The organism is Glutamicibacter sp. NPDC087661 (assembly GCF_044743275.1).
Classification (GTDB): Bacteria; Actinomycetota; Actinomycetes; order Actinomycetales; family Micrococcaceae; genus Glutamicibacter.
In genome coordinates this window covers 412574-435317 of record NZ_JBIUWE010000003.1, presented here as the reverse complement: position 1 = coordinate 435317, position 22744 = coordinate 412574, and the positions used below count along the sequence as shown (strand labels likewise).

Annotated in this window: 17 protein-coding genes and 3 tRNA genes; 9 read left to right on the top strand and 11 right to left on the bottom strand. The window is 60.2% G+C overall.

Going from position 1 to position 22744, the window contains the following annotated elements; genetic code table 11:
- Window positions 1–12 precede the first annotated feature (12 nt).
- Window positions 13–2100, top strand: coding sequence for a prolyl oligopeptidase family protein (locus tag ACIOTN_RS11290; protein WP_402735375.1), 2088 nt, complete (start codon window positions 13–15; stop codon window positions 2098–2100).
- 63 nt (window positions 2101–2163) lie between these two features.
- Window positions 2164–2255: transfer RNA gene (locus ACIOTN_RS11285), tRNA-Ser, on the top strand.
- A 144-nt stretch (window positions 2256–2399) separates the two neighbouring features.
- On the opposite strand, the gene ACIOTN_RS11280 is transcribed toward ACIOTN_RS11285, so the two are convergent.
- Window positions 2400–3317 carry a hypothetical protein gene (locus ACIOTN_RS11280; protein ID WP_388024321.1) on the bottom strand — a complete coding sequence of 306 codons (918 nt, stop codon included), beginning with the start codon at window positions 3315–3317 and terminating at the stop codon, window positions 2400–2402.
- 30 nt (window positions 3318–3347) lie between these two features.
- Window positions 3348–5468 carry a RecQ family ATP-dependent DNA helicase gene (locus ACIOTN_RS11275; RefSeq protein WP_332498832.1) on the bottom strand — a complete coding sequence of 707 codons (2121 nt, stop codon included), beginning with the start codon at window positions 5466–5468 and terminating at the stop codon, window positions 3348–3350.
- A 167-nt stretch (window positions 5469–5635) separates the two neighbouring features.
- Between ACIOTN_RS11275 and ACIOTN_RS11270 the strand changes: the two genes are divergently transcribed.
- The 4 genes from ACIOTN_RS11270 to ACIOTN_RS11255 all read left to right on the top strand — a co-directional run bounded on the left by ACIOTN_RS11270 (window position 5636) and on the right by ACIOTN_RS11255 (window position 9410).
- Entirely contained in the window at window positions 5636–7069 is a 1434-nt protein-coding gene (locus ACIOTN_RS11270; protein ID WP_166650881.1) for a phosphomannomutase/phosphoglucomutase, read from the top strand.
- A 12-nt stretch (window positions 7070–7081) separates the two neighbouring features.
- Window positions 7082–7552 (top strand): hypothetical protein, encoded by a 471-nt coding sequence (locus ACIOTN_RS11265; protein WP_105658802.1) that lies wholly within the window; start codon window positions 7082–7084, stop codon window positions 7550–7552.
- A 77-nt stretch (window positions 7553–7629) separates the two neighbouring features.
- On the top strand, window positions 7630–8088 hold the full coding sequence (locus ACIOTN_RS11260; protein ID WP_402735374.1) for an RrF2 family transcriptional regulator: 459 nt from the start codon (window positions 7630–7632) through the stop codon (window positions 8086–8088).
- A 146-nt stretch (window positions 8089–8234) separates the two neighbouring features.
- Window positions 8235–9410 (top strand): globin domain-containing protein, encoded by a 1176-nt coding sequence (locus ACIOTN_RS11255; RefSeq protein WP_402735373.1) that lies wholly within the window; start codon window positions 8235–8237, stop codon window positions 9408–9410.
- Between the two features lie 67 nt (window positions 9411–9477).
- Here ACIOTN_RS11255 and ACIOTN_RS11250 read toward each other — a convergent pair whose 3' ends face one another.
- The 3 genes from ACIOTN_RS11250 to ACIOTN_RS11240 all read right to left on the bottom strand — a co-directional run bounded on the left by ACIOTN_RS11250 (window position 9478) and on the right by ACIOTN_RS11240 (window position 13084).
- On the bottom strand, window positions 9478–10560 hold the full coding sequence (locus ACIOTN_RS11250) for an alpha/beta hydrolase (protein WP_332488280.1): 1083 nt from the start codon (window positions 10558–10560) through the stop codon (window positions 9478–9480).
- Window positions 10557–11084, bottom strand: a complete 528-nt coding sequence (locus ACIOTN_RS11245) for a PadR family transcriptional regulator (protein ID WP_105658806.1) — start codon at window positions 11082–11084, stop codon at window positions 10557–10559. The genes ACIOTN_RS11250 and ACIOTN_RS11245 overlap by 4 nt, the downstream gene beginning before the upstream one ends.
- A gap of 167 nt (window positions 11085–11251) precedes the next feature.
- Entirely contained in the window at window positions 11252–13084 is a 1833-nt protein-coding gene (locus ACIOTN_RS11240) for a phosphoenolpyruvate carboxykinase (GTP) (protein ID WP_402735372.1), read from the bottom strand.
- Window positions 13085–13401: 317 nt separating this feature from the next.
- Here ACIOTN_RS11240 and ACIOTN_RS11235 point away from each other — a divergent pair.
- The 3 genes from ACIOTN_RS11235 (at window position 13402) to ACIOTN_RS11225 (ending at window position 14291) form a co-directional block, all read left to right on the top strand.
- Window positions 13402–13478, top strand: a tRNA-Arg gene (locus ACIOTN_RS11235).
- A gap of 59 nt (window positions 13479–13537) precedes the next feature.
- Window positions 13538–14113 carry a GNAT family N-acetyltransferase gene (locus ACIOTN_RS11230; RefSeq protein ID WP_402735371.1) on the top strand — a complete coding sequence of 192 codons (576 nt, stop codon included), beginning with the start codon at window positions 13538–13540 and terminating at the stop codon, window positions 14111–14113.
- A 101-nt stretch (window positions 14114–14214) separates the two neighbouring features.
- A tRNA-Arg gene (locus tag ACIOTN_RS11225) sits at window positions 14215–14291 on the top strand.
- A 77-nt stretch (window positions 14292–14368) separates the two neighbouring features.
- Here the strand turns inward: ACIOTN_RS11225 and ACIOTN_RS11220 are convergent.
- From ACIOTN_RS11220 to ACIOTN_RS11195, 6 genes are all read right to left on the bottom strand, one after another.
- On the bottom strand, window positions 14369–15388 hold the full coding sequence (locus tag ACIOTN_RS11220) for a LacI family DNA-binding transcriptional regulator (RefSeq protein ID WP_105658809.1): 1020 nt from the start codon (window positions 15386–15388) through the stop codon (window positions 14369–14371).
- Between the two features lie 94 nt (window positions 15389–15482).
- The gene (locus tag ACIOTN_RS11215; RefSeq protein ID WP_105658810.1) at window positions 15483–16901 is read right to left on the bottom strand and encodes a GH1 family beta-glucosidase; all 1419 of its coding nucleotides are present in this window, start codon (window positions 16899–16901) and stop codon (window positions 15483–15485) included.
- Window positions 16901–17788: a carbohydrate ABC transporter permease gene (locus tag ACIOTN_RS11210; RefSeq protein WP_041648380.1), complete on the bottom strand. Its 888-nt coding sequence runs from the start codon at window positions 17786–17788 to the stop codon at window positions 16901–16903. The genes ACIOTN_RS11215 and ACIOTN_RS11210 overlap by 1 nt, the downstream gene beginning before the upstream one ends.
- On the bottom strand, window positions 17781–18944 hold the full coding sequence (locus ACIOTN_RS11205; protein WP_105658846.1) for a carbohydrate ABC transporter permease: 1164 nt from the start codon (window positions 18942–18944) through the stop codon (window positions 17781–17783). Before ACIOTN_RS11205 ends, ACIOTN_RS11210 begins: the two co-directional genes overlap by 8 nt.
- A gap of 96 nt (window positions 18945–19040) precedes the next feature.
- On the bottom strand, window positions 19041–20369 hold the full coding sequence (locus ACIOTN_RS11200; RefSeq protein ID WP_402735370.1) for an ABC transporter substrate-binding protein: 1329 nt from the start codon (window positions 20367–20369) through the stop codon (window positions 19041–19043).
- A 327-nt stretch (window positions 20370–20696) separates the two neighbouring features.
- Complete coding sequence (locus ACIOTN_RS11195; RefSeq protein WP_402735369.1) at window positions 20697–22613, bottom strand: ExeM/NucH family extracellular endonuclease; 1917 nt, start codon at window positions 22611–22613, stop codon at window positions 20697–20699.
- Window positions 22614–22744: the final 131 nt, after the last annotated feature.

The following is a 22744-nucleotide window of genomic DNA, read 5'->3' as shown; positions in this document are numbered from 1 at the left end:
TAGACTATGGCCATGACTGAGCATGATTCTGAGGTTGCAAGCGCTGATCCGTATTCCTGGCTTGAAGGAATTCACGACGAAACGGCACTCGAATGGGTGCGGGATCAGACCCAGCGTACCGAGTCCGAGCTGTACGACGACTCGTTCCATGCCACTGCGGAGCGGATCAAAACGGTCCTGGATGCCCAAGACCGCATTCCCATGGTGACCAAGCGTGGCGATCACTACTACAACTTCTGGCGCGATTCCGCCCATCGTCTTGGACTTTGGCGTCGCACCACTTGGAATTCCTACCTCAGCGACGACCCGCAGTGGGAAATCCTATTGGATCTTGACCTGCATGCGCAGCTGGAAGGCCACGAATGGCATTTCGCTGGTTCAGCACTCCTGCGTCCAACGGCCGGTGGCGCCTACCAGCGGGCGCTGCTTCGCTTGAGTCCTGACGGCGGCGACCAGGTGCGCATTCGCGAATTCGATCTGGCCTCCAAGAGCTTCGTTGCCGGCGGTTTCGACCTTCCCGTTGCGAAGACCCAAGCCTCGTGGATTGACCACGATACGTTGCTTGTCGGTTCCGCCAGCAGCGAGCAGTTCACAACCCGTTCGACCTACGCGAATACCTTGAGAAGGCTCAGCCGCGGCATGGAGATCGAAGAAGCGCCAATTCTCTTCCAAGTCGATAGAGAACATGTCGCAGCCTTCGGCTACTTCGATTCGACTCCGGGATTCGAACGCGTGGTCACCACTGATGCCATCGACTTCTACAATTCCACTGCCGGTGTCCTCATCGACGGGGAACACCATCTGATCGATGTTCCAACCGATGTGCAGGTCAGCCTGCACCGGCAGTGGGTCCTCTTTGCTCCCCAAACCAATTGGGAACACCAGGGCCAGAAGATCGCTGCGGGTTCATTGGCTATCGCCCGGCTGGATAGATTCCTCGAGTCCGGCAGCATCGAGAAGGTTCTCTTCGTCCCGGATGCGCACACTGCGCTGGAATCACTGAGCTTTACCGCCAATTATCTGCTGCTCACCGTATTGTGTGATGTGGCTTCGCAAGTGCGCATCATTGATCTGGCAGATGATTTCAGCCAGTCGGACATGCCGCTGAAGGATCCAATGCTCAGCGTCTCGGTGGGAGCCGTTGATGATGAGGACCCGGAGCATGGCGATGACTATTGGATGACCATCACCGGATTCATTACCCCTACTACCTTGTTGCGCGGCACAGTTGGTTCGGCAGCAAAGGTCGTGAAGAAATCGCCGGATCGTTTTGATGCCGGCGGTTTTGAAGTCACCCAGCATTTTGCCTCCTCTGCGGACGGTACCAGGGTTCCCTATTTCCAAGTCGCGGCATCTGATCTGGTCCACGATGGGAAGAACCCGGTGCTGATGGACGGCTACGGCGGTTTCCAGCACAGCATGACTCCTGGTTATGCAGCGGCCATGGGCACCGGTTGGTTATCGCGCCGTACCGATGACGGACGCAAGCCGGTATACGTCATGACCAACATTCGCGGTGGAGGGGAGTACGGGCCAGATTGGCATCGTGCTGCCCTGCGTGAAAAGCGCCATCGTGCCTATGAAGATTTCGCAGCCATCGCCCAGGACCTCGTAGCTCGCCGTGTTACCTCCCGCGCGCATTTGGCTGCTACAGGGCGTTCTAACGGAGGGTTGCTCATGGGCAATATGATCTCCGGTTATCCGCGCTTGTTCGGAGCAATTTCCTGCGGCGTCCCGCTATTGGACATGCAGCGCTACACCCAGTTGGCAGCCGGCCATTCCTGGATTGCCGAGTATGGCGACCCGCAGGTTCCCGGGGACTGGGACTTCCTGCGGACTTTCTCCCCCGTGCATCGACTCACCGACCAGCCTCATCCAGCCAATGACTATCCGGCCTCGTTGATTTGGACCACGACTTCTGATGACCGTGTCGGCCCTTCGCAGGCACGCATCATGGCAGCCAAAATGATGGATCTGGGCATTGCCAATGTGCGGTACCACGAGCCACAGGGCGGTGGCCATGCCGGGTCAACGGATAACGAGTCAACCGCCAAAATGCTGGCGACCAGCTACGAATTCCTGTGGCGACAGGTGCGTTAGCTCTCTCGTTTTGGAACACGCGCCCATCTTCGGGTAGGCTAGATTCTGCTGGAAACAGCGGATGGACACGTGCCAGAGCGGCCGAATGGACTTCACTGCTAATGAAGGGTCGGGCTAAAACTCGACCGGGGGTTCAAATCCCCCCGTGTCCGCCAAGAACCCCCTACTCAGGTAGGGGGTTTTTCGTTCATATGGCACTTTTTCGACGAGAACGTTCCGAATACGGAAAATCCCCCGGATTCACCGATTTTTCGGTGAATCCGGGGGATTTTCAAAACTCCAGGACTGCAGTTTCTCCGCTACTGGTCGTCGCGCTTAACGAAGGTCCGCAGCATGTTCTGCACGATATCCTCTGGCAACGAGGTGTGGCGAACAATGATTTCTGACATCCGGTCCAGATCGGTATCGGCGATTGCGTCGAAGAGCGCTTCGCGGTCAGCTTCTGGAAGTTCGGCAGCATCGAAATGCACTGGACCATCCGGGCCCTGGCCTTCAAAGCGGAAGTCTGCAATATTGCCGTTGGCGCTCGCGCCAGACATGGGAGACGTCGCGATCATGCGTTCCAGGTCTTCGACCGGCAGATCCGTATAGCCGTGCAGGATCTTTGCCGCTTCTTCAAAATTGGAATCCCGCAGCATGGAGAATAGCTGGTCGTATTCATTTGCCGGCAGTTGTTCGCTGGAAAATTCGCGGTTCTCGCCATCAAGTTCGAACGCCATCTTGAAGTGCGTAGCACTTGGTTCCTGAAGGGAACTGAACTGCTCGCTCCATTCCTGGGGTACAACCCAAGTGTCATCGGCAGGTGCTGGTGTGGCATCCTCTGCGGCAGTGGCGGCCGCTTCACGATCTTCGCGCTCAACTTGAGCTTCGAGTTTGTCGCTCAAAGCCTTGATCTCGGCATCATCATTCGGCAATTCCTTGGCAGGGGCTGTCTGCGGGTACTTGTCGAGGCTGCGTACTGCAATCACGCAATCCTTGACCGAGTCGCCAGTAGCAGCGCGGAAATCCTTGACCGCGCCCATGATGTCGCCCTTGGCCAGATTGCGGTACACCGAATTGCGTGAAGCATCATCCAGCCTCGCGTTTGCCGCCTGCGCTGCTTCACGGGAAATCGCCTGCGCGATTTGCGCAGTGTTCTTCTTGCGCAGCGCTTGCAGACCGAAGTAGCCCAGGGCAATCACTGCGATGAGGACAACGAGCCAGATGAGAAATTCCATACTTCCAGACTACTTTGTTTAACTGTGCGATTACCCGGCTACGCCCAAAGTGAAAGGCATGACACCCGGTGCGCCGGCGATGCGCAGGGCCCGCCCAGCCATCGCCATGGACCACCGGGAATCAACCAGATCATCAACTAGCAGCACCGGCCCTGGAGCGTCGGCAATGAGCTGTTCGAGCTGCGTTGGAAGTTCAAAAGCATCGGCAACCGCAGCCACACGGAAAGCGGAATTCCCGCCCGGGCCATTCTGTGGTCCAGCACCGCGATATTCGAGCTGCCCCAGGTAGCGCAACCGTCCCACCTCAGCTAGGCCCTGAGCAAGGGAGGTGATCAGCTGGGGACGCTTATTCGATGGCATGGCTACAACGCCCACTGGACGTTCCTCCCAATTCCATTCGGCAAGCACCTTGATGCACGCATCGAACATCGCCTTGTCGATAGGGGAATCGGTGGGGTCGGCAAAGAGCTGGCGCAATCGGTTGCCCCACCCCAGGTCGGTCAGGCGAGCCAGCGCCCGGCCCGTGGCCACCTGCTCGTCAATAGCGATTTTGCCCTTGAGCGTGTACCCCAGCCGGTCCAGTCCCGAAGGGTACAGCTTGCGCGGTTCAATAGGAACTCCCACCCGTCCAAGTGCCGCCTGCGCGCTGTCCTTCGAATCGTCAGGAATATGGTCGTCAAACCAAACGCCAGCGCAGTTGTCGCACCGGCCGCAGGGAGCAGACTGGGGATCATCCAAGGCGTCGGTCAGAAACTGCATGCGGCATCCGCGAGTGTTCTCGTAACTGACCATGAGGTTTTGTTCATGGATTCGGCTCTGCGCCACTCGCTTGTACCGATCGGCATCATAGGTCCATGGCATGTCGGTGCGCATCCAGCCGCCGGCAACACGCTCCACCGCACCATCCACGGCCAGCACCTTCAGCAACAGCTCAAGTGGCGAGCGGCGAAGGTTCACGGCGCTTTCCAGCGCCGGGACACTCATCGCACCGTCGGTCTTGGCCAAGGCCTCGAGCACCTGGGTGGCGCGCACCTGGTCCGGCATGGAGCTGGTGGCGAAGTATTCCCAAATTTCCGAGTCGTCGGGCCCGGGCAGCAGCAGGACATCTGCGTTGATGCTCCCACGCCCGGCACGGCCCACCTGCTGGTAGTAGGCCACGGGCGAGCTGGGGGCACCTATGTGCAAGACGAAACCGAGGTCTGGCTTGTCAAAGCCCATGCCCAAGGCGCTCGTGGCGATCAGCGCTTTCACTTCGTTATTCTTCAACGCTTGTTCAAGGCGTTCGCGTTCTTCCAAATCGGTGCGCCCGGTGTAGGCAGCAACTTCGTGCCCGGCATCCTTGAGCAGGCGAGCAATATCCTCGGCCGCAGAAACCGTCAGGGTGTAGATAATGCCCGAGCCCTTGAAGTCCTCGATGTGGCTGAGCAACCAGGCTAACTGCATGCGCGGCGAAGCCAGACGCAGGACACCTAGGCGCAGCGAGTCGCGAGCCAGGGTGCCGCGCAGCGTGAAGACCTCCTCGGTGCCGCCGGCCAGCTGTTCGGCAACGTCCTGGACTACTCGGCTGTTCGCTGTTGCAGTGGTCGCCAAAACCGGGAGGCCCTGAGGCAATCGGGCGATCAGGTCCCGGATGCGGCGGTAATCCGGGCGGAAATCGTGGCCCCAGTCCGAAATGCAGTGCGCCTCGTCGATGACCAGCAGGCCCAAGCGCTGCATCAGCATCGGCAGCTGCTGCTCGCGGAAGGATGGATTGTTCAAACGCTCCGGGGACACCAGCAGCACATCGAGCTCATTGCGTTGCAGCTTTTCGAGGATTTCACGCCATTCGAGCACATTGGCCGAATTGATGGCCGCAGCGCGGACTCCAGCACGCTCCGCGGCCGCAACCTGGTCGCGCATCAATGCCAGCAGCGGGGAAACGATCAGTGTTGGCCCGTAGCCCTGTTCTCGCAGCAGCAGGGAAGCGATGAAGTACACGGCGGACTTGCCCCAGCCGGTACGCTGGACGACCAGTGCACGGCGCCGCTCGGCCACCAGTGCGCTGATCGCTTCATACTGGCCATCATGGAACTGCGCGTCCGGGTTTTGCACCAGTGCGCGCAGTTTCTGCAGTGCCAGCGTTTTCAGATCCACTTGCGTTGAGCCATCCATGCCTCCAGTATTTCAGTTCCTGCCCACGATTTAGCCCGTGGCGTCCGCTAATTGTGGATGAGCTCTCACAAGCTGCGGTGCCGACAGGGGAAAATAGCTGAAATGTTAGGCATTTCCCATCCGCAATCGCCTAGTTCTCAATGATTTGAATCAGTCAAACCGGTAGGCTGAAAGGCGTGAGTGAAGAAATTGATCTTAATCAGAGCTTTAAGGCCTACGACGTACGCGGCGTAGTCGGCGAGAACCTGGATGCCGAAGCAATTGAAGCCATCGGCGCGGCCTTTGTCGACGTCCTGTCCCTGTCCGGCAAGGAAGTACTGGTTGGCGGTGACATGCGCCCGTCTTCCGCAGAATTCGCCCAAGCCTTCGCTCGTGGCGCCACCTACCGCGGCGCCAACGTGATCATGCTCGGATTGATCTCCACCGATGAGCTGTACTTCGCATCGGGCAAGCTCAATGCCGCCGGTGTTGTCTTCACCGCCAGCCACAATCCCGCCCAGTACAACGGCATTAAGATGTCCAAGTCTGGCGCCCGCCCGATTTCTTCGGCTACCGGTCTTTTCGACATTCGCGACCTGGCCCAGCAGTACCTTGACGAGGGACTGCCGGTCTCCGGTGACGCCCCGCAGGGCAGCATCAGCGAGCGCGACGTGCTGGCCGACTATGCAGCTTACCTGCGAGAATTGGTGGACTTGTCGGGCATTCGTCCGCTGAAGATCGTGGTGGATGCCGGAAACGGCATGGGCGGCATGACTACCCCCGCAGTTCTTGGGGGTACGGTGCTCGCTGAGCTGCCGCTCGAAATTGTTCCGCTGTATTTCGAGCTGGATGGCACTTTCCCCAACCACCCGGCCAATCCGCTGGAACCGGAAAACCTCAAGGACCTGCAATCCGCAGTACTGGAGCACGGGGCCGATCTCGGCCTGGCTTTCGACGGCGATGCCGACCGCTGCTTCGTGATCGACGAGCGCGGGCTGCCGCTGTCCCCTTCGGCTATCACCGCACTGGTCGCGGTGCGCGAAATCGCCCGTGTGCAGGCAGCTGGCGAAGAGTCCCCGGTGATCATCCACAACTTGATCACTTCCAAGGCGGTGCCTGAATTCGTCGCCAAGTCCGGAGGCGTTCCGGTGATGACCCGCGTAGGCCACTCCTTCATCAAGGCTGAAATGGCTTCGCAGGGCGCGGTCTTCGGCGGCGAGCATTCCGCCCACTACTACTTCCGCGACTTCTACAATGCCGATACCGGCATGCTCGCTGCCATGCATGTGCTGGCCGCCTTGGGCGAGCAGGAACTGCCGCTCTCCGAGCTGGGTGCCGAATACGAACCCTACGCTGCCACCGGTGAAATCAATTCAGAGGTCGAGGACAAGGCAGGTGCCACTGCCCGGGTCGTGTCGCATTTCCAAGACCAGCCAGTAGAAGTGATCACCATGGACGGCACGACCATTTCAGCGGCCGATGGCAGCTGGTGGATCAATCTGCGCCCATCGAACACCGAACCATTCCTGCGTTTCAACGGCGAAGGCCGGACCGCAGAAATCATTGAGCCCATCCGCGATGCCGTTCTGGCTATCGTGCGTGAAAAGAACGTCACCAACTAGCAAAGGGAAGACATGAACCTCGAAGAACTGGATGAGGGCGTCAAGGACGCGCTGAACAAGGTCTTGGGCACCGCCCTGGGCGTGGCCCGCGAACAGCTCGAAGAGCAGGGCGTGTTCCTGCCTTTTGCGATCGCGCTGGAGCCGAAGGAAGAGGAAGACGAGCCGGAGCTGCGCTTGATCGCTGTTCCGCCAACGGATGATCCTGAGGATCCGGAAGCCGACATCGACACCGAAGCCATGGTTGCGGACCTGATGCAGGTGCTGAACCAGCAGGGCACCCACTTCCAGGCGATCGCCGTCGCCTCGGATGTGCTGCTCCAGGAAAACGACCAGGACGCCATCCACATTGTGGCCGAGCACCGTGTCGGTGCGGCGTTGGCCATCGTGCAGCCGTACACCATGCCTGCAGAGCCAGGCGGCGAATGGATCTTCGACGAGCCAGCGGCAGAGTCGGCTGAAGCCATTTGGGCCAACGCGCTCTAGACCGCAGTTGGTAATTCCGGGGTCGGCATAGTCACTATGCTGACCCCGGAATGCTTTTCCCACGTAAAGTAGGAATCATGAAACTCAGTGCCTTCACCGACGTATGCTTGCGAACCGTCATGGTCCTTGCAACGCCCGGCACCGGGCAACTGACCAGCCGCCAGATCGCCGAGTCCGTGGGGGTTCCCTACAACCACGTTGCCAAAGCCGTCCTGGAACTGCGCACGCTGGGAATCCTGCAGGTCACCCGCGGCCGCAATGGCGGCGCGCAGCTGAGCGATGGAGCACTGGATTTTTCCCTCGGCTCACTGCTGCGCAAGTTGGACAAGCGCACCGATATTGTGGATTGCTCCGATCATGACGCGCAATCCAACTGCCCGCTTTCGGGCAACTGCCGCTTGCGGGCAGTCTTCCGGCAGGCCCGCGAAGCTTTCTACGCTTCACTGGACCCGCTGACCATCCATGACATCTGCCCGGCATCATCCGCGATGCCCTTCACGGGGCTCCCCTTCCCGACGGTGCGCGCCCTTTCCTGATTCCCCTGCGGCCCCCGGGGGTCGCATCGCCGATTTCTGTTACGAATACCGGCCGGTGGATTTGCAATCCTTTTCTACTAGGCGTAGAAATGAATCATAAATCTTGTATCTGGAATACAAGTTATCGCCTACTCCAAGGAGACCCGATGCTGTCCACGAAGTCCTTCCCGGTCGTTGAAGCCACGTTGCCAATCATCGCAGAGCGCATTTCCAGCATTACCCCGAACTTCTACAACCGCCTGTTCACCGCTCACCCGGAACTGCTCGACGGAATCTTCTCCCGTTCGAACCAGAAGAACGGCACCCAGCAGCAGGCCTTGGCGGGATCCATCGCAGTCTTCGCAACCTACTTTGTCAAGTACCCGGGCACCACTCCGGAAACCATGCTCGCGCGCGTAGCCCACAAGCACGCTTCCCTCGGTGTCGCCGAGGAGCAGTACCCCATCGTCTACAAGCACCTCTTCGACGCCATCGCCGAAGACCTGGGCGAGGCGCTGACTCCGCAGATCGCCGAGGCCTGGACCGAGGTCTACTGGCTGATGGCCCACGCGCTGGTCAAGATCGAGAAAGGCTTGTACGCGCAGCAGGCCAACGCCGAGATCTACACCCCGTGGAAGCTTGTCGAGCGCATCGAAACCGGCGTTGATTCGGTCTGCTTCAGCTTCGAGCCAGCTGACCGGACCCCTGCCACCGTCGCCAAGCCGGGCCAATTCGTTTCGGTCCGCATGCCGATGGCCGACGGCCTGCGCCAGGTCCGCCAGTACACCTTGAGCGGCGACATCGAGCGAACCGACCGCCGCACCGTCACGGTCAAACTGGATGTGAACGGCGAATTCTCCCCGGTGATCCACCATGGCCTGAAACTCGGCGACGTGGTGGAGCTATCGAATCCGTATGGCGACCTGGTCATCGATGACGATGGCTCGCCGCTGGTGATCGCCACCGCCGGAATCGGCTGCGCCCCGAGTGCGGCCGCGTTGCAGACCCTGGCCGCACGCGGCTCCACCCGCAAGGTCACCGTGCTGCACGCAGACCAGACGGCCACCGCCTGGCCATTGCGCGAGCAGATGCTCGAATCCATCGGCAAGCTGCCAGAAGCCACCATCAGCACCTGGTTCGAACGCGGGGAATTGCCGGAGGGGCTGAACGCCTCGTCCGGCTACATGGATCTCGCCGGCGCACTGACCGGGAATGCCCAGGTCTACTTGTGCGGCCCGCTGCCATTCATGCATGCAATGCGCAACCAGGCGCTGGAAGCCGGCATCCCGGCCAAGCGTATCCACTATGAAGTCTTCGGCCCGGATGTATGGCTCGCCGCCTAGCTTCCTGGTGACAGAGCCGTGCTGCAGGTGGATCCATGGGGAATCCGCCTGCAGCACTTTTTTGCCTTTATTTTCCGGTATCCGCGGGAGAATCCGGCTTGCCACCCTGTTTCGGTGCCTTCTTCTTCAAATCGAACTTTTTCGGGTCCAGCTTTCGAGGATCGATTTTCCCGGCGAACCTGCCAGGCTTCTTCTGCCCGGCTTCTTGAGCTGGCGGCGCGGGCTCCCCGGCTTCCAGGTCCTGATTCGCCGGCGCTTCAGCGGCTTGTTCCACCGGTGTTGCTTTCGCGCCGGGTGCCGGCTTCGCAGCCTGCGGATCAACCAGGATCTGGTGCAGGCCCGCATCGGAAATCCACTTGCGCAGCACCGAGTTGAACAGGATCGGGTTCTCGATATTCCATTGGTGGTGCATGCCCGGAACCACGCGCGTGATCACCTGCGGGAGCCTTGCGCGCAGCGCGTCAAAGGATTTCTGCACAACTTTCGGCTCCTTGGCTCCAGCGAGGGCCAGTACCGGGCCCCGGTAGGAGCCGAGCTTCTGCGGCAATCCCCCTGGGTCCATCTCGTCCATGATGGCCCGCATGTTCTCGGCTTTGAGCTTCACGCCGTGCTCGGTGAACAGCTCGCGCTCATCATCCACCATTCCGTAGGCACCAGCCTGGAAACGCCAGAACCACTCGCTGCCAATGAGCTTGAGCTGCATCCGTTGGAAAGCCCGGGCCGCCTGCCCCACACCGGTCACCGGAGTGCCGGTAATCAGCACGGAGTCAACGAGCTCCGGATGCCGTGCGGCCACGTGCAAAGCAATCACTCCGCCCAGGGAAATGCCAACCAGATGCACGCCGCCTTCGGAAACCTCGTCGGCGATCAAGGCGGCGACATCATCGGCGGCGGATTCCAGGCCATCCCAGGTCTCCTCGAACCGGGCACCAAAGGCCGGCAGGTGCAGAGTCAGGATGTTGCAGTCGCCAAAGGCCAGAACCTGCGGGTCCCAGCTCCAGTTGCCGACGTTTCCGCCGTGGAGGAAGACCAGGGTCTTCATCGACCGTTGCCCATCATGATGCCGCCCGGGATGCACTTCCGGATAATCGGTGGCATCGCGCCCGGCACCGCTTGCAGGGGTCTTGTTCTGGTCTTTGGCTGCAGTCATGGCAAGTACTCCAATACCGCGTCGAGCCATTCCAGCTCCGCGGCTTGTTGTCGGATTGCATGGTCAAGTGTGGCAGCCATCAGGAAGCTGCGACGGTCCGCAGCGGCTCGCATGTCAATGCCTTCGCGCTGGGAGAGGTAGTCATCGAGGATGAACTGCGTGGCTTGGCGGCGCTCCTCCAGCAAGCTCTGGATATCATCGCGTTCGAGTTCGGCGGCGAAGAACACCTGCCCCATGAAGGGATCACGCTCGGGAGACTGCACCGCACCAGCAGAAAGCCACTGGGCCAGTGCCGCACGTCCCGTTTCCGTGATGTGGTGTTCCTGGCGGTCAGGGTAATTCGACTGCGCGACGGTGCGCACGGTGGCATACCCCTTGTCCACCAGCTGCGCCAAAGTGCGATAGATCTGCGCCTTGTCTGCGTTCCAGAAGTGGTTAATAGAGGAGTCAAAGTGCTTCTTGAGCTCGTAGCCAGTCATGGGCGACAAGCACAGCAGCCCGAGAATCAATCGTGCCAAAACCATAGAGCAATCTTTTCATAAATAGTTGATTTTGCACCCACTTTGCCCCGGCGTGTGGAAACTGTACCCGGATTGTGACAATTCCTCCGTGGCGCACGAGAACGCCCCGGTGACTGGAATTCCAGTCACCGGGGCGTTCACTGTGCGGATCTGCTGGAGATCCTAGTCAACTACGCGTTCAGGCGATCCTTCAAGCCGTCGAGCTCTGCACGCAGCGAAGCCGGCAGCGCGTCGCCGAACTTGGCGTACCACTCTTCGATGGCCTCGACTTCGGTAGCCCATTCATCCTTGTTGACAGCTACTGCCGCTTCGACGTCGGCTGGGGTGAACCCTTCAAGGCCGGCCAAATCCAGGGACTCGCCGGTCGGGACGTTTCCGATGATGGTTTCCCGGGCGTCCGCGGTGCCTTCGATACGCTCGACAGCCCACTTGAGCACACGCGAATTGTCGCCGAACCCTGGCCACGCGAAGCCACCGTCAGCCGTGCGGCGGAACCAGTTCACCAAGAAGATCTTCGGCATCTGCTCTGGGTTGAGCTTGTTCGAGATCTTGTCCCAGTGGTTCAGGTAGTCGCCTGCGTTGTAGCCGATGAATGGCAGCATCGCCATCGGGTCACGGCGAATCACTCCGGTCGCACCTGCAGCGGCTGCGGTGGTCTCGGAGGAAAGGGTCGAACCCATGAAGATGCCGTTGGTCCAGCTGCGGGCTTCGGTCACCAGCGGAATGGTGGTCTTGCGGCGGCCGCCGAAGAGGATCGCATCGATCTTCACGCCGTTAGGCGAGTAGTAGTCCTCGGAAAGCATGTCGACCTGGTCGATCGGGGTGCAGAAGCGCGAATTAGGGTGCGCTGCCGGACGACCGGATTCAGGAGTCCAGTCGTTGCCCAACCAGTCGGTCAGGTGCGCAGGAGCCTCGTCGGTCATGCCCTCCCACCAGACGCCGCCGTCATCGGTCAGCGCAACATTGGTGAAGATGTTGTTGCCCTTGGAGATGGCGCGCATCGCGTTCGGGTTGGTGGACCAGCCGGTGCCTGGCGCCACGCCGAACAGGCCGTATTCGGGGTTAACGCCGCGCAGCTCGCCGTCCTTGCCGATGCGCATCCAGTTGATGTCATCGCCCAGGGTCTCAGTCTTCCAGCCTTCAATGGTTGGATCCAGCAGCGCCAGGTTGGTCTTGCCGCAGGCCGACGGGAATGCCGCGGCAATATGGTACGACTTGTTCTGTGGGCTGGTCAGCTTCAGGATGAGCATGTGCTCTGCGAGCCAGCCTTCATCGCGGGCCATCGCCGAGGCGATGCGCAGCGAGTAGCACTTCTTGCCCAGCAGCGCGTTGCCGCCGTAGCCCGAACCGTAGGACATGATGGCGCGCTCTTCGGGGAAGTGCACGATCCACTTGTCTTCGTTGCATGGCCAGGCAACATCTTCCTGGCCCGGCTCCAGGGGTGCACCTACCGAGTGCAGCGCTGGAACGAAGAATGCGTCCTCGGCTTCCATCTTGCGCAGTACTTCATTGCCGATCTTGGCCATGATGCGCATCGAGGCAACGACGTAGGCGGAATCGGTGATCTCCACGCCGTAGGCAGGCACTTCCGCGTTCAGCGGGCCCATGACGAATGGGATGACGTACATGGTGCGTCCGCGCATCGAGCCATCGAACAGGCCGCTGAGCATGGACTTCATCTTGGTTGGGTCTTCCCAATTATTGGTGAAGCCTGCATCTGCTTCCTTTTCGGAGCAGATGAAGGTGCGCTCTTCGACTCGGGCCACATCCTTGGGGTCCGAGAAACCAGCGTAAGAGTTAGGGAAGTTCGGATCGGTCAGCTTGACTAAGGTGCCGGCTTCAACCAGCTCGGCAGTCAGGCGATCATTTTCTTCAGCTGACCCATCAACCCAATAAACACGATCCGGCTTCGTCAGTGCGGCAACTTCCTCAACCCAGGATGCCAACTTCTCGTGCGAAGTAGGTGCTGCGCTGATAACGTTCTGATCCGAGCTCGTGCTCATTATCCATTCCCTCCATTGGGCTGAACTTGCAATAAATCAAGGCTATTAGGTGCTCAACTCCAGCGCCGTGTGATCGAAACCTCATGAAAGTGAAACCCGGAGGACCAGAAGGAAAAAATTCCCGAAATTCCGGGGGTTGGTCTAAACGAATTGACTCGATTATGTGACGAAGGTCACGTAGACCGGTACCCTTTCAACGTCTTCACATAACCTTATGTTCATCTGGACCCACTAGCTTTGCCCGTCGATTTGTACAGCGCGAAATCGACCTGTATAGTTATTCGAGGTTCGTGAGAACGAGCCAGACAAAAGAATATGCGCCCATAGCTCAGCTGGATAGAGCGTCTGTCTACGGAACAGAAGGTCAGGGGTTCGAATCCCTTTGGGCGCACCAACTGAAAAATTCCCACTCGCTCGAGTGGGAATTTTTTGTTTCCCCCAAAGGATTGCCCGATGACACAGCTTGCTCTAGGCGGCCAGCTCAGCCTGCGCCTGCTGGAAGTCGCCGACGCAAAGCAAATCGCTGAGTCCTACCAGCGCAATCGACAGCACCTGGAGCCCTGGGAGCCGGCTCGCCCCGCAGAATTCTTCACCGAGACGCGGCAAGCGGCACACCTCGCAGCCGCCTCAGAAGCTCGCCGAAGCGGATTGGCCTTTCCCTTCGGGCTCTTCGAACGGGATGCGCTCATCGGACGCTTCAATATCAGCGGAGTGGCCCGTGGCGCATTCCAAAGCGCCAGCCTGGGCTACTGGATCGATCATGAATACACCGGGCGGGGCTTGGCTTCCCGAGCCGTGGCCACCTTGCGCACGGTGGCGCTCAACGATCTGGGCTTGCACCGGCTGGAAGCCAGTACGCTCCCCCACAATTACGGCTCGCAGCGCGTTCTTGAAAAGAACGGCTTCGTCCGAATTGGCATGGCGCCGAACTATCTGGAGATCAAAGGACGCTGGCAGGACCACAACCTCTACCAAGCGATCTTGCACGATCATTCGGCTTCCAATCCCAGTGATTTCGTAGTCGACTAGTTATTTTGTGAATCACGGCACTTTTTGCTGTTTTGGTTCTTGCTCCCCGGAAATCTCGTGTAAAGTTATTCAAGTCGTCAAGACGGCTAATAAATGAATATGCGCCCATAGCTCAGCTGGATAGAGCGTCTGTCTACGGAACAGAAGGTCAGGGGTTCGAATCCCTTTGGGCGCACCAACTGAAAATTCCCACTCGATCGAGTGGGAATTTTTTTGTTAAATCCCGGCGGTGAACGGCAGCGGTGCCGCAACAGACTAGTGCGAAGCGCGCAACACCAATTTCGTGTCCATGATGCTCCACTCGGGTACCTGTTCTCCGTTGATGCGTTTGATCAACAGTTCCGCCATGATTTCGCCCTGGCGCTCCGGGTTCTGCGCAATGGTCGTCAACGGCGGTGTCGAGCTTCGCGCGAAAGAGTCATCATCAACGGACGTTACCGAAATGTCCTCCGGCACTTTCACACCGGCTTCCCCTAGGGCTTGCAAAGCTCCGAAGCCCATCTGGGCACTGGCGGCAAACAGGCCGTCTACCGCAACATCCGCGTCCAGCAGCTGCTGCATGATGCGCCGTCCGCTAGCCGGGGTGAAGTCGCCGATCTCAATAGCCGCAGGCTCCAGGCCCGCGCGTTCAACTGCCTGCTTGAATCCCACCAAACGGTCCAGTCCCGCGCCCATGTCCTGTGGCCCGGCAATAATTGCCAGCTTGGTGCGTCCCTGGCCAAGGATGACCTCAGTCGCTTGCCTGGCGGCGGCGATGTTGTCGATATCGACAACATAGATGTCCTTTTGATCGGTGCTCATGGTGCGTCCGCCATAAACCATGGGCAACACAGTTCCGAGATCCGCATAGGAACGGTCATCCGCGTGGTGCGAAAGCACCAGCGCGCCATCCACATTGCTGCCTTGCAGGTAACGGGTGGTTTTCACCGGATCCGCTTCGGTGGACAGCAGCAAGGTGAGCATGAATTCGGTATCGGCCAAGTACTGGGCAGCGCCCTGGACGACCTTGGCGAAGTACGGGTCTGCGAAGAACTTCGCGGTGTTCTCGGGAACCACCAAGGCGATGGAATTGGTCCGGCCCTGCGCCAGCGAACGGGCGGCACGGTTAGGCACGTAGTTCAATTCGCGGATAGCCAATTCAACAGCCTTGCGAGCCCCTGGCTTCACCCGATCCGAGCCATTCACTACACGGGAGACCGTGGCCCGTGAGACACCTGCGCGTTCTGCCACCAACTCGAGGGTCGGTTTCGGGCTCCGCGCTTCGTGCATGATCATGATCTTTATCCAGGTGCCTTGCAGTAGTCCGTCGGTGAAACACGATGATGGTCCGCAGCACCATCGGCAGGCTGCGGACCATCATGCTCAGGTGTTATGCCATTGTACGGTTTGCGGCAATCAACCCCGCGTAGGCCTTGCCACTATTCTTAATCGTTCGCACCTGGGTCTGGTAATCGACGTGGATAATGCCAAAGCGCTTCGCGTAGCCCCAAGCCCATTCGAAATTGTCCAGCAAAGACCAGACAAAGTAGCCGCGGACATCCACGCCGTCTTCTATCGCGCGGGCCACAGCATCAAGGTGGTTGAGGATGTATTCCTCGCGTTCGGGATCTTCAACGGTTCCGGCCTCCGTCACCGTATCGGTGTAGGAAGCGCCGTTCTCCGTGATGTACAGCGACGGAAGGTTAGCGTAGTCCTGGTTCAACCGGTTCAACAGCACGCGCAGCCCTTCGGGATTCACTTCCCAGCCCATGGCCGTGCGCGGCAGGTCGCGTGCCGGGAAGGTCACATACTCGCTGCCGACAAAAGGCGAAGACTTCGGCGAATCGGTAGGCACCACGGGCTGCGGCTGGCCGGCGGGCAGCGGATGGCCTGAAACGTTGTCATCGTGGTAGTGGTTCACGCCCAAGAAGTCGATTGGCTGCGAGATGATCTCCAGGTCCCCTGCTTCAATGACTTCAGCCAGCCCCAAACCCCGGACGTCTTCAAGCAGGTCTTCGGGGTAGGAACCGCGCAGGACAGGGTCCAGGTACATGCGGTTCCACAATGCGTCGACGCGGCGCGCTGCTTCCAGATCCACCGGATCGCCGGGATTATTCGGAACCGCATTGGTCAGGTTCAGCGTGATGCCGATATGCTCCGCGCCCAGTTCGCGCAGCCGGGCGGTGGCCAACCCGTGGGCCAGATGCTGGTGGTGCACCGCTGCCAGCGCCGCTTCCGGTTCCTGGCGTCCCGGGGCATGCTCGCCGGCGGCGTAGCCAATCAGCGAAGAGCACAGCGGTTCGTTGAATGTCGTCCAGTGCTTCACGCGGTCGCCGAGCTTTTCATGCACAGCCTCCGCGTATTCGAGGAATTTGTAGGAGGTCTCGCGGTTGGTCCAGCCACCGCGCTCTTCCAATGCCTGCGGCAGATCCCAGTGGTAGAGCGTCAGCCACGGCAGGATGCCATTCTCCAGCAGCTCGTCGACCAGCCGGGAGTAGAAATCCAGGCCTTCGGGGTTCACGGTTCGGCCCCCGGGGACCACGCGAGCCCAGCTGGTGGAGAACCGGTAGGAGTCCAGGCCCAGTTCGCGCATGAGCTGCACATCTTCGCGGTAGCGGTGGTAGTGGTCCACTGCGACTTCGAGGTTCTCACCTCCTGCGATGGCCCCATGCTTGCGGGCGAAGGCGTCCCAGACCGAATCTTCCTTGCCGTAGGAATGGCCAGCGCCTTCGATCTGGGCTGCTGCCGTAGCCGAGCCCCACAGGAATTCCTTAGGCCACGCGAATTTTTGGGATAGGTGGTTCATCATTAGCCCTTTACAGCTCCTGCCATAATTCCGGATACAAGTTGTTTGCCTGCAAGTATGAAGAGCACCAGCAGCGGGATCGTGGCCAGCAGGGCCCCGGTCATCACGATGGTGTAGTCAACGTATCGGGCAGACTGCAGTTGGCTCAACGCCACCTGCAAGGTTGGGTTCTGCGGTGCCACCAGCATGGGCCACAGGTAGTCGGTCCAGGCGGTCATGAAGGTGAACAGCGACAGGATCGCCATCGCCGGGCGAGCCGCTGGAACCCCGACATGCCAGAAGGTGCCGATCATGGAGGCGCCATCCACGCGGGCGGCCTCAATCAGTTCATCGGGGATGTTCTCCACCAGGTACTGGCGCATGAAGAATACGCCGAAGGCAGTGACCAGGGTCGGGATGATGATGGCTCCCAGCGAGCCGGTCCAGCCGAATTGCTTCATCATCATGAACATCGGGATGATGCCCAGCTGGGTGGGCACGGCCAAGGTCGCGATCACGAAGACCAGCAGCCCCTGGCGCCCGCGGAAGCGCAATTTGGCGAACGCGTAGCCTGCCAGGGTGGAGAAGGAAACCACCGAGAAGGTGATCACCGAGGAGACGATGATGCTGTTGCCCAGGGCCGCCCAGAAATCGACGGAGTCCAGGACCTCGGCGACATTGGTCCAGAACTGGCCGCCTGGCAGCAGCGGCGGGTACGCCGAGGCGAATACCGCACCGGTGGAGGAACCGATGACGAACGAGTACCACAGCGGGTAGGTGCTGCCGATGAGGAAGGCCAGCAGGATTCCGTAGGTGAGGAAGCCAGGACGGCGGTCCATGGAGAAGTTCTTGCCGCGGCGCTGGGGCGCACGGACCTGGCGCGCGGGGCGTTCCACTGTTGCATTACTCATTTGCTGCACTTCCGCTCTGCGTTCCGTTGGCCGGCTTTGCTGCTTTGGCTTCGGCTCGGGCAGCTGCCCGACGTGCCGCTCGGGTTCTGCCAGTGCTGCCGGCGCCCTTCTTGTCGGCCGAGGAAGCGATGGATCCGGAGATCAGGAAATTGATCACGCCGATCACGATGATGATCAGGAAGAGGATCCAGGCCACGGCCGAAGCGCGTCCGAAGTCCCCGCGATTGAATGCCAGGTCCCAGAGGTAGAGCACCGTGGTCTGGTACTGGCGGTCCGGGCCGCCTGGAACCGAGCTGCTGGGGTTGAACAGCTTGGGTTCGGTGAAGATCTGCAGGCCGCCGATGGTGGCAGTGATGATCACGAAGATCATCGTGGGGCGGATGCTGGGCAAGGTAATCGAGAAGAAGCGGCGGATCACGCCGGCGCCGTCGATGGCCGCTGATTCATGCAGTTCGCGTGGCACCGCCTGCATGGCTGCCAGCAGGATCAGCGCGTTGTAGCCGGTCCAGCGCCAGTTCACCATGGTCGCAATAGCCATATGCGACGGGAAGACCTCGGTCTTCCACGCGATCGGGTCGATATTCACGGCGGCCAGCAGGTTGTTCAGCACGCCATACTGCTCGTCGAATGCCGAGGAGAAAATCAGTGTGACGGCCACCGGCGTGACCACGTAGGGAACCAGCACGCTCATGCGCCAGAAGGTCTTGGCGCGGATGTTCTGGTCCAGCATGGCCGCGATGAACGTCGCGATCACCAATTGCGGGATGGCCGAAAGCAGGAAGATGCTGAAGGTGTTGAACAGGGAATTCCAGAACAGCGGAGAGGTCAGTTCGGCTTTGTAGTTTTCTAGGCCGATCCAGGCTCCTGCTCCGCCGAGCAGATCCCAGTCATTGATCGAGACGACGAACGTGTAGATCAGGGGGAACAGGCCCACCAGGCCGAAGAGGATGAAGAAAGGCGAGATGTAGAGATATGGGGAGTACTTGAAATCCCACCGCCCGCGAAGGTGCCGGCGGCGCGTCTTGCGCTCGTCCCTGGTCTCGGCCGGCTTAGCCCCGGCCGGAGCATTGTTCCCCTTGTTCCAACGCTGGGGCTGCGGACTGGGCGCGCTGGCGTCCCGGTCTTGTTCCGGGGCATCGTGTGTTGTGGTGCTCATCAGTGGCATCTTTCCTGCTGCAGTAGCTGTCCAGGCATGGGCCGCAACCTCGTTGCGTGCCGCGGCCCTTGCCTGGATTCGAAGCGGGCTACGGGATTACTTGATTTCCAGTTCCTGCAGGGTGGAGAGGGCCTTGTTCCAGGCGGTCTCGCTGTCGCTGCCAGCATCGATCGCCTTGATAGCCGGGCCGAAGACCTGCTCCTGGATCACCGAATCCTGAGGGCCCTTGTACTGGGCCTGGACGCCGTTGGCGCGGTTGCCCAGGATTTCGCCCACCGGTGCGTTATTGAAGAATTCGCTCATCTCATTCGTGCCGGTCACTGAATCGGACTTCTGCGCTTCCAGGTTCGAAGGGAACGTGCCGGCTTCCTCGAATGAGGTCGCCTGCGACGATGCGCTGGTCAGGTACTGGGCGAGCTTCGCAGCCTCGGCCGGGTGCTCGGAGGTGGTCGGCACGGTCAGGAACGAGCCGCCCCAGTTGGCCGCGCCGCCCGGGAAGACATCTGCGAAGTCCCAGCCTGCGCTGGAGTCTCCGCCGGCACCCTCAACCTGGCCCTTGACCGTGCCAAGCATCCAGCCCGGGCAAGGCATGACGGCGAAGGAACCGTCAACGAAGGCCTGGCCCTTGCCCCAGTCCCACTGGGTCTGGTTGGCCGACAGCCCCTTGGACGCAGCATCGGAGAGCAGGTCCCAGCGCTCGCGCAGTTCGGCGTTGCCCTCGATATTCAGTGATCCGTCAGCCTTGTAGTAGCCCTCGTCGAGCTGATTGACCATGGAATTCCAGACGAAACCGGACTGGTCGTAGAAGGCCTTGTCGGTCTTCTTCACATACTCGTTGCCTGCCTTGAAGAAGTCTTCCCAGGTTGCGTCGTCGCCACCGAGCAACTCGGCAACTTCTTCGCGCTCGCTGGGCATGCCAGCGTCCTTGAACAGCTTGGCATTGAAGCAGATGCCCATCGGCCCAATGTCCGTACCGTAGCCAATGACGCGGCCTTCTGGGTCGGTGGCCTGCTTGACCTTCCAGTCAACCCAATCCCCCGCTACCTCATTGGCACCGAACTCGCGCAGATCGGTGAAGGAATCTGCAACCGACATCACCTGGCCCAGCCAGCCTTCTTCCACTGCTTGGACATCTGGCAGGCCGGCACCCGCAGCCTGCTTGGTCTTCCAGTCGGTCAACGCGTTGCCACCGGTGTCGATGTTGGTGGCCTCGATGGTGATTCCAGGGTTTTCCTTCTGGTACTTCTCGTACAGCGGGTCCAGTCCCTGGGTGCCGAAGGTCGTCACGGTCAGCGTGACCGGGTTATCAGCCGAGGCCGGCTGGGCATCCTTGCTTGCGTCGGCTGCGCAGCCGGTTGCTACCAGAGCGATGCTTCCGGCAACGGCCGCGGCCAGTGCCAGTGGGGATTTGCGTGAGGGTTTCACGGTGACTCCATTTCGGGTATGAATCGTGCGAGCGGGCGAGCGCCAACAAGTTTGAGAGCGCTCTCAAAATACGGCAAAAAAGAAAATTCCTGCGATTTCCTGGATGCCTGAAACGATGAAAGCGACTCTGCCAAACATTTTGTGAGCGCTCTCACAAATCTTCTCCAACAATTATCCACGATGGAAGTTTTCTGTCAAGCCTTTTCCCCAAAGAATTCTCCACCCCGCAACCAGCGCCCCTCTGGGTTCCCCAAAGCGGGTTAAAAGAAGGTGGCCAGGCGCTCTTCAGGGAAGAAGAGCGCCCCGCCACCGCGCAGGCGGGAAAAGTCAGTTTTTCTTATCCAGCTGCAGTCCGACGAGCACCGGGTCATGATCCGAGGAACGGTACTGGTCAGCCGCGAACAGGTTAGTGATGTTGTTGTTGTAGCGGCTGTATTCGTAGCCCACGGATTCAAGGGCGTTGATGTTCCAGATGTCTTCTCCAGTCACCTTGCCCGCCAGCTTCTCCGAGGCGAAGATGTGGTCCAGCGAGCCGACCAAGCCGTCGTAGAGGTAGCTCTGGGAATCGGCTGCGGCGCCGAGGTCCACGTACCCGGCTTCAACCAGAACCTGCATCGGATCTTCAGCCGAATAGGAGTTGAAGTCCCCCGCCAGCAGCACCTGGTCGGTATTGCGCGATTTCTTCAGACCGTCCGCGAAGCCAACCAGCGCTTCCGCTTGGCCGACACGGGCTTCGTTCCAAGCGCCTTGGCCATCGCCACTGTCGGCATTGCCCGATCCATCAGCAGGATCCGAGCCCTTGGACTTGAAGTGGTTGGCAACGACCAGGAAGCGGGTGTTCTGGTTTCCGCCAACACGCTGGAAGGCCTGGGCCAGTGGATCCCGGGCGTTCACGAATGCTGGATCGTCGAGGATGACCGACTCGTCGATGGGCTTCACTGACTTGTCGCGGTAGATGATCGCGGTGCGGATCACATCTTCGTCAGCGGGCACAACCGATGGGGTCGGGACATAGCTCCAAACCTTCTGGCCAGCTTCCTGGTTCAACTCGTTGACCAAGTGAGCCAGGGCGGCATCGCGGTTCTGTCCGAAGCGTGCCGAGTTCTCGATTTCTTCCAGGACCACCACGTCTGCGGTGAACTTGCCCAGTGCGGCAACGATCTTGGACTGCTGGCGCTCAAAGCTTTCAGCGGTCGCCGCGCCGCGCGCATCGCAACCACCGCGGACATTGATTGGATTGCCCTCGCGGTCGGTGTAGTACGAGCACCCATCGAGCATGTCGCCGGTAGTGGTGAAGTAGTTCAGCACGTTGAAGCTGCCAACGCTGACATTGCCGCCCACCTCTTGCGGAGCGTCGTTGTCGACCTGCTCGAAGTTCACGGCGATATCGGCATCATCGGCGCCGACCACCTGGCCCTGCGGCTGCAAACGCCACATATCGTAGCGGTAGTCCAAGATGACCGGTGCGATGAAGGATGCGTCAGCGCCTACGGTGACGCGCTGCTGCGCGTCGATGTACGGCAGGGCGATCTGCTTGTTCTTGCTGGTTGAGAAGTTCAGCGTGGCCCCGTCATCGACCACGATCGAGCGCTGCTCGTTTTCCGCCGCGAGAGCCTTCGCCTCGGCACTGCCCGGCTTGAAGACATCGGTTGGCTGGCGCAGCAGCCGTTCGCCGGGCAGGATCTCGCTGGTGCCCATGGCCAGGCTCAGCTCGCCGTACTGGTTCAGCGAGTAATTGTCCGAGACGGTGAACTCGCCCTGCGGCTCGATCAGCATGGATTCAAAGCGCTCGCGCTCGGCATCGCTGCTCGGCAGTGAAATCGCCAGCGGCTTGACGCCCTGCGCCGGTTCATCGAGCACCTCGACGCTGCCGGCCTTGAGCTGGGTCAAGCCATAGTATTCGGACACTTCGCCAGAAACCTGGACATGGTCGCCGACGCTCACCGAGGAAACCTCGTCCGGCGCGTACACGAAGATCGCCGAGCTCGCCTGGCCCGAGGCATCTACGCCGCTGCCAGCGCTCTGCAGATAGAAACCGCGGAATCCGCCGTCGGCGTAGGCTCCGGTGACAACACCGCGCACAGTTGCGTCCTGGCCAGCCATGAGTGAGCTGTCGCCGGTCCCCTGGATCTGCTCGATGGGGGTGATTTCGGCAGTATCGGCGTGCGCCGCCGAGAAGCTCGAAACCGCAAGCGCGGTTCCCAGCACCGCGGCAGCGATGCGAGTGGGACGTCTATTGATCATGTTTTTCCCTAGGTAGATATTCAAGCAGCGGCGGCCCTGCCGCGTGCATGGGCCTGGTTCCAAGGTAAGCAAAGCCCGATTAACTGCACCTGAACTCTGCCCCGCTTTTTCGTGACGTACCCAACAACCAT

What these genes read in the sequence shown, in the direction of transcription:
- ACIOTN_RS11290 (WP_402735375.1), top strand. Translation starts at nt 13, where the DNA reads ATGACTGAGCATGATTCTGAGGTTGCAAGCGCTGATCCGTATTCCTGG.
- ACIOTN_RS11280 (WP_388024321.1), bottom strand. Translation starts at nt 3,317, where the DNA reads ATGGAATTTCTCATCTGGCTCGTTGTCCTCATCGCAGTGATTGCCCTG.
- ACIOTN_RS11275 (WP_332498832.1), bottom strand. Translation starts at nt 5,468, where the DNA reads ATGGATGGCTCAACGCAAGTGGATCTGAAAACGCTGGCACTGCAGAAA.
- ACIOTN_RS11265 (WP_105658802.1), top strand. Translation starts at nt 7,082, where the DNA reads ATGAACCTCGAAGAACTGGATGAGGGCGTCAAGGACGCGCTGAACAAG.
- ACIOTN_RS11260 (WP_402735374.1), top strand. Translation starts at nt 7,630, where the DNA reads ATGAAACTCAGTGCCTTCACCGACGTATGCTTGCGAACCGTCATGGTC.
- ACIOTN_RS11255 (WP_402735373.1), top strand. Translation starts at nt 8,235, where the DNA reads ATGCTGTCCACGAAGTCCTTCCCGGTCGTTGAAGCCACGTTGCCAATC.
- ACIOTN_RS11250 (WP_332488280.1), bottom strand. Translation starts at nt 10,560, where the DNA reads ATGACTGCAGCCAAAGACCAGAACAAGACCCCTGCAAGCGGTGCCGGG.
- ACIOTN_RS11245 (WP_105658806.1), bottom strand. Translation starts at nt 11,084, where the DNA reads ATGGTTTTGGCACGATTGATTCTCGGGCTGCTGTGCTTGTCGCCCATG.
- ACIOTN_RS11240 (WP_402735372.1), bottom strand. Translation starts at nt 13,084, where the DNA reads ATGAGCACGAGCTCGGATCAGAACGTTATCAGCGCAGCACCTACTTCG.
- ACIOTN_RS11230 (WP_402735371.1), top strand. Translation starts at nt 13,538, where the DNA reads ATGACACAGCTTGCTCTAGGCGGCCAGCTCAGCCTGCGCCTGCTGGAA.
- ACIOTN_RS11220 (WP_105658809.1), bottom strand. Translation starts at nt 15,388, where the DNA reads ATGATCATGCACGAAGCGCGGAGCCCGAAACCGACCCTCGAGTTGGTG.
- ACIOTN_RS11215 (WP_105658810.1), bottom strand. Translation starts at nt 16,901, where the DNA reads ATGATGAACCACCTATCCCAAAAATTCGCGTGGCCTAAGGAATTCCTG.
- ACIOTN_RS11210 (WP_041648380.1), bottom strand. Translation starts at nt 17,788, where the DNA reads ATGAGTAATGCAACAGTGGAACGCCCCGCGCGCCAGGTCCGTGCGCCC.
- ACIOTN_RS11205 (WP_105658846.1), bottom strand. Translation starts at nt 18,944, where the DNA reads ATGAGCACCACAACACACGATGCCCCGGAACAAGACCGGGACGCCAGC.
- ACIOTN_RS11195 (WP_402735369.1), bottom strand. Translation starts at nt 22,613, where the DNA reads ATGATCAATAGACGTCCCACTCGCATCGCTGCCGCGGTGCTGGGAACC.